At 73.1% G+C, this 11,780-nt stretch carries 12 protein-coding genes; 5 read left to right on the plus strand and 7 right to left on the minus strand.

Annotated elements, in window-relative coordinates; all coding sequences use genetic code 11:
* A partial coding sequence (locus tag AC07BS_RS31065; RefSeq protein WP_478935192.1) for an FHA domain-containing protein occupies positions 1 to 398 on the minus strand: 398 nt, incomplete at its 3' end.
* A 241-nt stretch (positions 399 to 639) separates the two neighbouring features.
* Between AC07BS_RS31065 and AC07BS_RS31070 the strand changes: the two genes are divergently transcribed.
* Together AC07BS_RS31070 and serB are read left to right on the plus strand one after the other, a co-directional pair.
* Entirely contained in the window at positions 640 to 2,307 is a 1,668-nt protein-coding gene (locus AC07BS_RS31070; protein ID WP_478935171.1) for a streptophobe family protein, read from the plus strand.
* Positions 2,308 to 2,412: 105 nt separating this feature from the next.
* On the plus strand, positions 2,413 to 3,645 hold the full coding sequence (serB, locus tag AC07BS_RS31075; RefSeq protein WP_478648686.1) for a phosphoserine phosphatase SerB: 1,233 nt from the start codon (positions 2,413 to 2,415) through the stop codon (positions 3,643 to 3,645).
* Between the two features lie 105 nt (positions 3,646 to 3,750).
* On the opposite strand, the gene AC07BS_RS31080 is transcribed toward serB, so the two are convergent.
* From AC07BS_RS31080 to fabG, 6 genes are all read right to left on the minus strand, one after another.
* Positions 3,751 to 4,269: a SixA phosphatase family protein gene (locus tag AC07BS_RS31080; RefSeq protein ID WP_478648683.1), complete on the minus strand. Its 519-nt coding sequence runs from the start codon at positions 4,267 to 4,269 to the stop codon at positions 3,751 to 3,753.
* Positions 4,270 to 4,355: 86 nt separating this feature from the next.
* Positions 4,356 to 4,577 carry a hypothetical protein gene (locus AC07BS_RS31085; protein ID WP_478648680.1) on the minus strand — a complete coding sequence of 74 codons (222 nt, stop codon included), beginning with the start codon at positions 4,575 to 4,577 and terminating at the stop codon, positions 4,356 to 4,358.
* A gap of 172 nt (positions 4,578 to 4,749) precedes the next feature.
* The gene (locus tag AC07BS_RS31090; protein ID WP_478648677.1) at positions 4,750 to 4,872 is read right to left on the minus strand and encodes an SGM_5486 family transporter-associated protein; all 123 of its coding nucleotides are present in this window, start codon (positions 4,870 to 4,872) and stop codon (positions 4,750 to 4,752) included.
* A gap of 34 nt (positions 4,873 to 4,906) precedes the next feature.
* Positions 4,907 to 5,260 carry a hypothetical protein gene (locus AC07BS_RS31095; RefSeq protein ID WP_478648675.1) on the minus strand — a complete coding sequence of 118 codons (354 nt, stop codon included), beginning with the start codon at positions 5,258 to 5,260 and terminating at the stop codon, positions 4,907 to 4,909.
* A 163-nt stretch (positions 5,261 to 5,423) separates the two neighbouring features.
* The gene (gene fabI / locus AC07BS_RS31100) at positions 5,424 to 6,194 is read right to left on the minus strand and encodes an enoyl-ACP reductase FabI (RefSeq protein ID WP_478648672.1); all 771 of its coding nucleotides are present in this window, start codon (positions 6,192 to 6,194) and stop codon (positions 5,424 to 5,426) included.
* A gap of 5 nt (positions 6,195 to 6,199) precedes the next feature.
* The gene (gene fabG / locus AC07BS_RS31105; protein WP_478648669.1) at positions 6,200 to 6,919 is read right to left on the minus strand and encodes a 3-oxoacyl-[acyl-carrier-protein] reductase; all 720 of its coding nucleotides are present in this window, start codon (positions 6,917 to 6,919) and stop codon (positions 6,200 to 6,202) included.
* A 190-nt stretch (positions 6,920 to 7,109) separates the two neighbouring features.
* Between fabG and AC07BS_RS31110 the strand changes: the two genes are divergently transcribed.
* From AC07BS_RS31110 to tyrS, 3 genes are all read left to right on the plus strand, one after another.
* Positions 7,110 to 8,639, plus strand: a complete 1,530-nt coding sequence (locus AC07BS_RS31110) for a TldD/PmbA family protein (protein WP_478935172.1) — start codon at positions 7,110 to 7,112, stop codon at positions 8,637 to 8,639.
* Positions 8,640 to 8,782: 143 nt separating this feature from the next.
* Complete coding sequence (locus AC07BS_RS31115; protein WP_478935173.1) at positions 8,783 to 10,189, plus strand: metallopeptidase TldD-related protein; 1,407 nt, start codon at positions 8,783 to 8,785, stop codon at positions 10,187 to 10,189.
* Between the two features lie 76 nt (positions 10,190 to 10,265).
* On the plus strand, positions 10,266 to 11,669 hold the full coding sequence (gene tyrS, locus AC07BS_RS31120; RefSeq protein ID WP_478648662.1) for a tyrosine--tRNA ligase: 1,404 nt from the start codon (positions 10,266 to 10,268) through the stop codon (positions 11,667 to 11,669).
* Positions 11,670 to 11,780 lie beyond the last annotated feature (111 nt).

An 11,780-nucleotide genomic window follows, 5' to 3' on the forward strand; every position in this document is an offset into this window, starting at 1 on the left:
TTTCTTCTTCTTATTGGCGCCTCCTCCCCCCCCCCCCCCCCCCCCCCCCCCCCTCCCTCCCCCCCCCCCCCCCCCCCCCCCCCCCCCCCCCCCCCCGCGCCGGAGAGGTTCACCCGCGGACCGTCCGTCGCGTTGCCGAGGTGCACCGACATCCCGGGGCCGATCTCGGTCTGGTGGATCCGCTGACCCTGCACGTACGTGCCGTTGGTGCTGCCGTGGTCCTCGATGACCCAGCCGTGGCCGGCCCATCGGATGGTGGCGTGCCGCCAGGAGACCCGGGCGTCCTCCAGCACCATGTCACCCTGCGGATCGCGACCGAGGGTGTATGACCGGGACGCGTCCAACGTCCAGGTCTGTCCATTCAATTCCAGTACGAGTTCCGGCACTCCATGCCCCACTACTTGTCCCCCGATGAGCCCCCGCACGGGGGAGTCTAGGGATGGCGAACATCGGGAGGAACTATTTCAGGCGCAGTCCCCCGACCGAAAGTCGGGAGGGACGCGACCGTGTACCGGGCCTGTAACAGGCGCCGTTGACCGCCGCCCGACCCGCCCCGACAGTAGTAATCGCCCAGGGATGCGGTGGATGCGTACGGATCATGAGCATCCGGGCGGCTGGTAGGGACCCGGGGGGACCGCGATGACCATGTCCTCGGCCGGCCGCGCGACGCGCGGCGCCGATCTGCTGCTCACCGCGATAGCGGCCGTGAGCTGGGCCTTCCTCGCGATGGCCGGGGTCGCGGCGCTGGGCCTGCATCTGCTGGGGGCGGACGCGGCCGGCTCCCTGGGGCCGATGACCGCCGCCGTGGTCGTCCTCGCCGTCGGCGGATCGGTCACCCCGTCGGGCTCGGTCGAAGCATTCGGGCTGACGGGCGCGGGGGCGCACACCACCATCGACATCGCCCCCCTGGGGGTGAGCCTGGTCGGGGCACTGCTGCTCGGCTGGGTCTTCGCCCGCTCGCTGCGCACCGCGGGACCGGGCACGGGCGGTGCCGGGATCGCGGCCCGGGCCGGGGCGGTCGTCGTCCTCTTCGTCCTGATCCTGGGCGGTCTGGCCTGGGCCGGGTCCTCCACCGTCACCTTCGACGGCGGTGGACTGGGGCTGCCGGCCGGCTCCGGTGGCGGCAAGGGGCCCGGCCTGGAGATCCCCGGCATCGGCGACATCGGGGACATCGGCGGCGGCCTCACCGACCGGCTCAAGAACCTCGCCGACGCCAAGGCCTCCGTCGGCTTCTCCGTACGCACCGGCCCCTCGCTGCTGGGCGGGCTGGCCTGGGTGCTGGGCGTCCTGCTGGTCACGCTGGTGTCGGCCCGGCGGGCGCCGCTGCCGCGCGGCTGGGAGGCCGCCCACCGGACGCTGCGCCCGGCGGCCTCGGCGCTGCGGACGGTGCTGGTGCTGGCCGTCGGGGCCGGGCTGGCGGCCGCGGCGGGCGCCGGCGCGGGCGACGGCCATCCCGGGCGGGTGGCCGGCGCCGCGCTGCTGGGGGCGCCCAACGGGGTGTGGCTGGGGGTGGCCCTCGGGCTGTTCGTGCCGGTGAGCGGCGCGGCGCACGGCTCGCTGCTCCAGGTGCTGCCCCATCCGCTGGACGAGCTGCTGCGGGCGCGGGCCGGCCAGGACGTGTCGGTGGCGCGGCTCGCCGAGTTCGAGCCGCTGGTGTGGCTGCTGCCCATGGGCTGCGGCCTGCTGATGCTCACGGCCGGGGTGCTCACGGCGGCCCGGACGCCCCGGGGCACGGGGGGCGCGGTGGCCTTCGCCGGGCGGTGCGGGCTGGCGCTGGGCGGCGTCACGGCGGTGGCCCTGCCCCTGCTGGTGCTGGCGACCCGGGTGACGGCGGACGCGAGCCTGTCGGTCCTGGGTATCGACGCCATGGGCGCCGGGCTGGAGCTGAAGGGCAGCGTGCCGGCGGCCCTGGGACTGGGCGCGGTGTGGGGCCTCACCGCGGGCGTCGCCGGGGGGCTGCTGGCCGCCGCGACGGGCGCGGCCGGGCGCCGGGCCGCGCCGTTCGCCCGGGGCACGGCGGCGGCCCCGGGCGCCCGGCCGTACCCCGACGCGGCGTACGCGCCGGGGCCGTACAACCCCTCGCCGGGCTACCGGCCGGCACGCGCGGAGACCAACCCGTACCTGCGCCGTCCGGGGGACGACCCGTACCGGCGGCAATCGGGGGACGACCCCTTCAGCGCACCCACCCAGACCAGCAGGTCACCGATGCCGCCACCGCCCCGGCGGCCGCGCGGCCAGGGCTACCGCTACGGCTCCTCCCCCGTGCCGCCGCCGGACGAACCACCCCCGCCGCGGGGCCGGGGGTAGGGCCGGACGGGGACCCGCCCGGCGGCCGGGCCGGGGGCGGGGAGCGTCCACCGGGCGGGACACCTGTACGGGTCCGGGCCGGGGACGGATACCGTAGGAATCACCATGAGCGCATCGCAGACCTCGCCTGCCACCGCCGTCACCGGCGACGACACTCCTACCCTCCTGGTCAAGATCTTCGGGAAGGACCGGCCAGGCATCACCGCCGGGCTCTTCGACACCCTCGCCGCCTACGCCGTGGACGTCATAGACATCGAGCAGGTCGTCACACGGGGCCGGATCACCCTGTGCGCGCTGGTCACCGCTCCCGTGGGAGCCGGGGCGACCGAGGGCTCGCTGCGGGCGACCGTGCACAGCTGGGCCGAGTCCATGCACCTCCAGACCGAGATCATCTCCGGCCGGGGCGACAACCGGCCCCGTGGTGTGGGCCGTTCCCACGTCACCGTGCTGGGACACCCGCTGACCGCGGAGTCGACGGCCGCCATCGCGGCCACCATCACCGACACCGGCGGCAACATCGACCGTATCTTCCGGCTCGCCAAGTACCCCGTGACCGCGGTGGAGTTCGCGGTGTCGGGCACGGACACCGAGAAGCTGCGCACCGCGCTGGCGACCGAATCGGCGGCGCTCGGCGTGGACGTGGCGGTCGTGGCGGCCGGCCTCCAGCGGCGGGCGCAGCGGCTGGTGGTGATGGACGTGGACTCCACGCTCATCCAGGACGAGGTCATCGAGCTGTTCGCGGCCCACGCCGGCTGCGAGGCGGAGGTGGCGGAAGTGACCGCGCGAGCGATGCGCGGCGAGCTGGACTTCGAGCAGTCCCTCCACGCGCGTGTGGCGCTGCTGGCCGGGCTGGACGCGTCCGTGGTCGAGAAGGTGCGGGCCGAGGTACGGCTCACCCCCGGCGCCCGCACCCTCATCAGGACGCTGAAGCGGCTGGGCTTCCAGGTCGGCGTGGTCTCGGGGGGCTTCACCCAGGTCACCGACGACCTGCGGGAGCGGCTGGGGCTGGACTTCGCCTCCGCCAACACCCTGGAGATCGTGGACGGCAGGCTGACCGGCCGGGTCACCGGGGAGATCGTGGACCGGGCGGGCAAGGCCCGGCTGCTGCGCCGGTTCGCGGCCGAGGCCGGGGTGCCGCTGGCCCAGACCGTGGCGGTCGGGGACGGTGCCAACGACCTCGACATGCTGAACGCGGCGGGCCTGGGCGTGGCGTTCAACGCCAAGCCGGTGGTCCGCGAGGCGGCGCACACGGCGGTGAACGTGCCGTTCCTGGACACCGTGCTCTATCTGCTGGGCGTCACCCGCGAAGAGGTCGAGGCGGCCAACACCCACGAGTGAGGGCCGCCCGTCGGCCGGTCCCCGCGCTTCGGCCGGCGTCGACGCGCTTCGGCCGGCATCGACGCGCTTCGGCCGCGTCGAGGCGCCGGCCGGTCGGCGCGCCGGTCAGGCGTGCGGGGCCCAGAAGGCCACCAGCCGGCCCACGCCGTGCTCCACGGCCTTCCACGACCCGGTGAAGGCGAGCACGGCGATCGCGGAGGTGGGGAAGCCGGAACGGTTCATCCGGGCCAGCAGATCGCCGTCCGCCTCGCCCGCCAAGGCGTCGGCCAGGGCGTGCATCCCGGGGTTGTGACCGATGAGCACCAGGTCCCCCACCTCGTCGGAGACCTCGTTGAGCAGGGCGATCAGCTCACCGAGCGACGCCTCGTACATCCGGTCCTCGTAGACCGTACGGGGGCGGGTGGGCAGCTCGGGGACGGCGAGCTTCCATGTCTCCCGGGTACGGGCGGACGTGGAGCACAGGGCCAGGTCGGGGACGATGCCGGAACCGGCGAGCCAGCGGCCGGCCGTGGGCGCGTCCTTGCGGCCCCGGTCGGCGAGGGGGCGCTCATGGTCGTCGCCGTCGGACCATTCGGCCTTGGCGTGCCGGAGGATGACGATCCTGCGGGTCGGTTCGGAGCTCATGCCGTCCAGCTTCGCACGAAACGCGTGGCGGGGCGCGGGGTGTTGGCAGGCTTGCCCCCGGGGAGTGGCGCCGTGCGGCGCGACGCTCACGGCGCCCAGCGCGCGGCGGAGTGCTGGACGAGCTGCACCACGCGCGCGAGGGTGGTCCCGCCCTGGGCGGTCCCGCCGGCCGCCGCGGCGGGCGAGGAGAACAGGCAGAACAGCGTCACGAACGTCGCGGCGGGCAGCGCGAGGGCCCACCACGGCAGCGTGGTCTGCGACCGGGGCCGTGCGCCGGCCTGTACGGGAGCCTGCCTGCCGGCGGACATGGGATCGCCTCCGAGCGATTCGGTGCACCGCCGCGTCGCGGTGTACTACGAACCTACGGAGCGCGGTGGCCGCCGCCCATCCGGAAACCCACCCACTCGTCCCTGACCCTTACCCCCTAGGGGATGGTGGGGCTGACCCCACCATCGGCCCGGGGGCGGGTCGGGTCGAGGGTCAGGGAGAGGCGACCGTCGCGATGACGGAGATGACGACGGTGATGCCGAGCATCACGCCGAGGATCGTCAGGAGGGCCCTCTGGCCGCTCTTCGGGTCGGGGTTCTCGTCGAGGACGGGCATGGGGGACATTCTTCCACCCGTCCCGCCTCGCGCCTCAGCCGGGGGCGTGCGTCACCCAGGCCCTGCGGATGTCCAGCCAGCAGCGCTGGGTGAGGGTGACATGGGCGGCCGGCCCCACGGTGACGGCCGCGGTGTCCATCGCCGGGTCCCACCAGCGGGAGCAGATCACGTGCAGCTGGACCCGGTCGGGCCGGGAATTGCCGTTGAAGCAGTCGGAGCGGGCGTGGGAGCCCTGGACGCGGGTGTGGCACTCGGCCTCGCGGCGGGGAGGCTCCGGGACCGCGGCCGGGGACGGGCGGACGTACCCGGCGGCGGTGGCGGGGGCCGCGGACAGGGCGGCGGCGGCCAGCAGCAGCGCCGCCGTTCGGCGTATCGGGAAGCGCGTCACCCGGGGTACCTCCTCCCTGCCCACCAGTGTGCGGGCGCGCGGGGCGCCGCACGACCCGGAAAGGGACCCGGAAAGGAGCCGGAAAGGAGCCGGAAAAAACGTCCGCCCTCCCGGCGGAGGCCGGAAGGGCGGACGGTGAAGCGATACGGCGACCCGTGGGAGGTCAGGCGCCCATCATGTGCACGCCGCCGTCGACGTGGACGATCTCGCCCGTCGTCCGCGGGAAGAAGTCCGACAGCAGGCCGACGACGCCGCGGCCGGCCGGCTCCGGGTCGGCCAGGTCCCAGCCGATGGGGGCGCGGTGGTTCCACACGTCCGCGAGCTCCTCGAAGCCCGGGATGGACTTGGCGGCCATCGACTTGATGGGACCGGCGGAGACCAGGTTGCAGCGGATGCCCTTGGGGCCCAGGTCACGCGCGAGGTAGCGGTTGGTGGACTCCAGGGCGGCCTTGGCCACGCCCATCCAGTCGTACTTCGGCCAGGCGATCTGCGCGTCGAAGGTCAGACCCACGACCGAGGCGCCCTCGCGCATCAGCGGCAGCAGCGCCATGGTCAGCGACTTGTAGGAGTACGCCGAGACCTGGACGGCCGTGGAGACGTCCTCCCAGGTGCCCTCCAGGAAGTTGAAGGCGCCCTGCGGGCCGAAGGCGATGGAGTGCACGATGCCGTCGAGGGCGACGCCCTCGCCCAGGTGCTCGCGCACCTTGTCGGCCAGGCCGTCCAGGTGCTCCTGGTTGGTGACGTCCAGCTCGATGACCGGGGCGGGCTTGGGCAGCCGCTTGGCGATGCGCTCGACCAGCGAGAGCCGGCCGAAGCCGGTCAGGATGACCTCGGCGCCCTCGTTCTGGGCGACCTTCGCGGCCTGGAAGGCGATCGACGCCTCGGTGAGGACACCCGTGACGAGGATGCGCTTGCCTGCGAGGATTCCACTCATGGTGATCAGTGACCCATGCCCAATCCGCCGTCGACGGGAATGACGGCTCCGGTGATGTATGCGGCGTCCTCGGAGGCGAGGAAGCGGACCGAGGCGGCGATCTCCTCGGGCTGCGCGTAACGGCCCAGCGGGACGTTGGCGACGATGCCGGCGCGCTGCTCGTCGCTGAGCACGCGGGTCATGTCGGTGTCCACGAAGCCGGGCGCCACGACGTTGACGGTGATGTTGCGGGAGCCCAGCTCACGGGAGAGCGAGCGGGCGAAGCCGACGAGGCCGGCCTTGGAGGCGGCGTAGTTCGCCTGGCCCGCCGAGCCCATCAGACCCACGACGGACGAGATGAGCACCACGCGGCCCTTGCGGGCGCGCAGCATGGCCTTCGAGGCCCGCTTGACGACACGGAAGGTGCCGGTCAGGTTGGTCTCCACCACGGAGGTGAAGTCCTCCTCGGACATCCGCAGCAGCAGCTGGTCGCGGGTGACGCCGGCGTTGGCCACCAGCACCTCGACCGCGCCCTGCTTCTCCTCGATCTCCTTGTACGCCTGCTCGACCTGCTCGGGGTCGGTGATGTCGCACTTGACGGCGAGGCATCCCAGGTCGAGGAGCTCCGCCGGAGGCTCTCCCGAGCGGTAGGTGAAGGCGACCTTGTCCCCCGCATCGGCGAAGGCGCGCGCGATGGCGAGGCCGATGCCCCGGTTTCCTCCGGTGACGAGAACCGAGCGGCTCACAGGATCACCCTTCCGTTTACGTATCCATAGGTAGTGCTGGACTACACCGAACGTATCGGTAGACGTCACCGAAGCGGCAATCGACCTGCGACAGGGGGGACCGGTAGTCACTGTTGGATCTCTACAGAACGGGCCTCCGGCGGGTGGCGGCGTGGTTCACTTCCGACACATACGAGAAGGAGCGTGGACCGTGCCGCATGAGATCGACCCGTCATTCCTCGCGCTGCCGCTGCGGCCGCTGGCCGACGCCGCTCTCGCGCGCGCCCGCGCGCTGGGGGCCTCGCACGCGGACTTCCGGTTCGAGCGTGTGCGCAGCGCGTCGTGGCGGCTGCGGGACGCCCGCCCGGCGGGCTCCTCGGACACCACCGAGCTGGGGTACGCGGTGCGGGTGGTGCACAACGGGGCCTGGGGGTTCGCGGCCGGGGTGGACCTCGGCATGGACGCGGCCGCCCGGGTGGCCTCCCAGGCGGTGGCCATGGCCAAGCTGTCGGCCAAGGTGATCGCGGCGGCGGGTTCCGACGAGCGGGTGGAGCTGGCGGAGGAGCCGGTGCACGCGGAGCGCACCTGGGTCTCCGCGTACGACGTCGACCCCTTCACCGTGCCGGACGCGGAGAAGACGGCGCTGCTGGCCGACTGGAGCGAGCGGCTGCTGGCGGCGGACGGGGTGGACCACGCGGACGCCACGCTGACGACCGTGCACGAGAACAAGTTCTACGCGGACTCGGCGGGCACGACCACCACCCAGCAGCGGGTGCGGCTGCACCCCCAGCTGACGGCCGTCGCCGTGGACCCGGACACCGGCGGGTTCGACTCGATGCGCAGCCTCGCCCCGCCCGCCGGACGCGGCTGGGAGTACCTCACCGGCGCGGGCGGCTGGGACTGGGACACGGAACTGGCCGGAATGCCGGAGCTGCTGGCCGAGAAGATGCGCGCGCCGAGCGTCGAGGCGGGCTCGTACGACCTGGTGGTGGACCCCTCCAACCTGTGGCTGACCATCCACGAGTCGATCGGGCACGCCACCGAGCTGGACCGGGCGCTGGGCTACGAGGCCGCGTACGCGGGCACCTCCTTCGCCACCCCCGACCTGCTGGGCACCCTGAAGTACGGCTCGCCGATCATGAACGTGACCGGCGACCGCACGGCGGAACACGGCCTGGCCACGATCGGCTACGACGACGAGGGCGTCGCCGCCCAGTCCTGGGACCTGGTCCGCGACGGCGTCCTGGTCGGCTACCAGACGGACCGCCGCATCGCCCGCCTGACCGGCCACCCCCGCTCCAACGGCTGCGCGTACGCCGACTCCCCGGCGCACGTACCGGTCCAGCGCATGGCCAACGTCTCCCTGCTCCCGTCCCCGGCCGGCCCGTCGACCGAGGAGCTGATCTCGGGGGTGAAGGACGGCATCTACGTGGTGGGCGACCGCTCGTGGTCGATCGACATGCAGAGGTACAACTTCCAGTTCACGCAGCAGAGGGCGTACCGCGTCCGGAACGGCCGGCTGGCGGGCCAGCTCAGGGACGTGGCCTACCAGGCGACGACCACCGACTTCTGGGGCTCGATGGAGGCGGTCGGAGGACCGCAGACCTACGTGCTCGGAGGGGCTTTCAACTGCGGCAAGGCCCAACCGGGCCAGGTCGCCGCGGTGTCCCACGGCTGCCCGTCCGCACTGTTCCGGAAGGTGAACATCCTGAACACGACGGCGGAGGCGGGCGGCGCCTGACACGACGAGCGGACCGGGACTACGACGACCCGGGGCCCCCTCTCGACCCTCCCGCCGTCGGCACCGTATCCCCCGAACATCGGTCGGCGCGGCCCCGGCTCAGTAGGCTTCCTCCGACGTCCCACCACGCAGGAGGCCGGTCAGTGAGCTCCCGGAAGAGCAGCAAGCCCCACGAGATCGTCGAGCGTGCCCTCGGTCTCTCGCGTGCCGACGGCTGTGTCGTGATCGCGAGCGAGGAGTCCACCGCCAATCTGCGGTGGGCGGGCAACGCGCTGACCACCAACGGCGTCACGCGCGGCCGGAGCGTGACCGTCGTGGCGACCGTCGACGGGGCCGAGGGCACCGCGTCCGGGGTGGTCTCCCGGTCCGCCGTCACCGTGGACGACCTCGAGCCGCTGGTGCGGGCCGCGGAGGCCGCCGCCCGTGAGGCCGGTCCGGCCGAGGACGCGCAGCCGCTGGTCACGGGCGTGCCGGTGTCCCCCGGGTTCACCGACGCGCCCGCCGAGACCTCGTCGGCCGTCTTCGACGCCTTCGCCCCGGCTCTCGGCGAGGCCTTCGCCCGGGCCCGTTCCCAGGGCCGCGAGCTGTACGGCTTCGCCCGGCACGAGACGGTCTCCAGCTATCTCGGCACGTCGGCCGGTCTGCGGCTGCGCCACGACCAGCCCACCGGCGCCCTCGAGGTGAACGCCAAGTCCGCCGACCGCGCCCGCTCGGCCTGGGCGGGCCGGGCGACCCGGGACTTCACCGACGTGGATCCGCGCGCGCTGGACGCCGAGCTGGCGGAGCGGCTGGACTGGGCGGGCCGCAGGCTGGAGCTGCCCGCCGGGCGCTACGAGACGCTGCTGCCCCCGACGGCCGTGGCGGACCTGCTGGTCTACCAGCAGTGGTCGGCCACCGCCCGGGACGCGGCCGAGGGCCGTACGGTCTTCTCCCGCACCGGCGGCGGCACCCGGATCGGGGAGAAGCTCTCGTCCCTGCCGCTGACCCTGCGCAGCGACCCGCACGCGCCGGGCCTGGAGTGCGCGCCGTTCGTGCTGGCGGGCAGCTCCGGCGACGACGCCTCGGTCTTCGACAACGGGCTGCCGATCGGCGCCACCGAGTGGATCCGCGAGGGCGTGCTGGAGCACCTGCTGACCACGCGGCACAGCGCGGGTCTGACCGGCCTGCCGGTGACGCCGTACACCGACAACCTGATCCTGGACGGCGGCGGCACCCGCTCGCCGGCGGAGATGGTCGCGGCGAGCGGCCACGACGGGCCGGCCCTGCTGCTGACCTGCCTGTGGTACATCCGCGAGGTGGACCCGGCGTCGCTGCTGCTGACCGGGCTGACCCGGGACGGGGTGTACCTCGTCGAGAAGGGCGAGGTCGTCGGCGAGGTCAACAACTTCCGCTTCAACGAGTCGCCGGTGTCCCTGCTCTCCCGGGCCACCGAGGCCGGCCGCACCGAGCCGACCCTGCCGCGCGAGTGGGGCGACTACTTCACCCGGGCGGCGATGCCCGCCCTGCGGATTCCGGACTTCAACATGAGCTCGGTGAGCCGGGGAGTGTGACCGGCGGGGAAGGAAGCCCGCCGAGCAAATAGACTCGACCTGTCCTTTGTCCGACAACCACTACAGGAACGCCACGATGACACGCCTCGGCGACTCCGTCGCGCGCGCCAGCGCCCTGCTGGCGCAGGACCTCTCCACCGAATCGACCGTGGAGCAGCTGCTCACGGAGACGAAGGCGAGGCGCTATCTGGACCTGACGGACCTGCCGGCGAAGGACCAGGCCGAGCTGATCGCCTCGCGTACGGTCGAGGTGCTGCCCGGCGTGGCCAAGCTGGCCGAGCGGATCGAGCAGCGCCGCTCCGAGGGCAAGGGCCTCGCGGTGAAGCTGGGCATCGACCCCACCGCCGCCGACGTCCACCTCGGCCACGCCGTGCCGGTGATCATCCTCAGCCGCTTCCAGCGGATGGGCCACGACGTCACCCTGCTCATCGGCGACTTCACCGCCAAGATCGGTGACCCGACGGGCCGCACGGCGGAGCGCCCGCCGCTGACCGACGAGGACATCGCGGCGAACCTCGCGGGCTACCGCGAGCAGGTGCGGCCGTTCTTCGACTTCGAGAAGGTCACCTTCGTCCAGAACAGCGAGTGGCTGGCCCCGTACACCTTCCCGGAGCTGCTCGGTCTGCTCTCCCAGGTGCCGGCCTCCCAGCTGCTGCAGCGCGAGGACTTCCGCAACCGCCTGGCGGCCGGCTCCGGTCTGACGATGTCGGAGCTGCTCTACCCGATCGCCCAGGCCCTGGACTCGGTCGCGCTCAACTGCGACGTGGAGCTCGGCGGCGCGGACCAGCTGCTCAACCTCCAGATGGGCCGCAAGCTCATGGAGATCAAGGGCCAGAAGCCGCAGCTGGTCGTCACCATGCCGCTGATCGAGGGCACGGACGGCACCGGCGCGAAGATGTCCAAGTCCAAGGGCAACTACGTGGGGCTGACCGCGACCGCCGACGACGTCTTCGGCAAGATCATGTCCGTGCCGGACCGGCTGATGGAGCCCTACCTCAAGGCCTGGACGGAGTGGACGGACGCGGAGATCGCGCTCGCGCTGTCCCGGGTCGAGGAGCGGTCGCTGCACCCGATGGACCTCAAGAAGGTCCTCGCGGGCGAGGTCGTGGCCGCACTGTACGGCGTGGAGGCGGCGATGGCGGCGCGCGCGGGCTTCGTCGCGCAGTTCTCGAAGAAGAACTTCACCGACGTCGAGACGCCGGTGGTGGACCTGGCCGAGCACGGCGAGGAGCCGGCCACGGCCGTCCTGAGCAAGGTGCTGGGCTTCCAGCCGAGCGCCTCCGCCGCCCGCCGGGTCGCCAAGCAGAACGGTCTGCGGCTGGTCCTGGAGGCCGACGGCGGCCAGGAGGCCGTGGTGCTGGCCGAGGCCGACGCCATCCGGCCGCTGGGCGAGGTGGCCCGCGAGCTGCTGGCCGGGCGCGCGGTGAGCGGCGTGTACCTCAAGGCCGGCCGCAGGATCGCGGAGCTGCGCGGGCTGTAGTCCCAGACCGGGCCCGATGTGACGAGGCGGGGGGGGGGGGGGGGTTTTTTCCCCCCCCCCCCCCCCCCTTTTTTTTTTTTCTCTCCCCCCCCCACGGTCCCCTCTCTTTCC

It is taken from the genome of Streptomyces sp. NPDC044063, from assembly GCF_056434285.1.

Excerpts from the sequence above, each read along its gene's own strand:
- AC07BS_RS31070 (WP_478935171.1), top strand. The coding sequence starts at position 640 with ATGACCATGTCCTCGGCCGGCCGCGCGACGCGCGGCGCCGATCTGCTG.
- serB (WP_478648686.1), top strand. The coding sequence starts at position 2,413 with ATGAGCGCATCGCAGACCTCGCCTGCCACCGCCGTCACCGGCGACGAC.
- AC07BS_RS31080 (WP_478648683.1), bottom strand. The coding sequence starts at position 4,269 with ATGAGCTCCGAACCGACCCGCAGGATCGTCATCCTCCGGCACGCCAAG.
- AC07BS_RS31085 (WP_478648680.1), bottom strand. The coding sequence starts at position 4,577 with ATGTCCGCCGGCAGGCAGGCTCCCGTACAGGCCGGCGCACGGCCCCGG.
- AC07BS_RS31090 (WP_478648677.1), bottom strand. The coding sequence starts at position 4,872 with ATGCCCGTCCTCGACGAGAACCCCGACCCGAAGAGCGGCCAGAGGGCC.
- fabI (WP_478648672.1), bottom strand. The coding sequence starts at position 6,194 with ATGAGTGGAATCCTCGCAGGCAAGCGCATCCTCGTCACGGGTGTCCTC.
- tyrS (WP_478648662.1), top strand. The coding sequence starts at position 10,266 with ATGACACGCCTCGGCGACTCCGTCGCGCGCGCCAGCGCCCTGCTGGCG.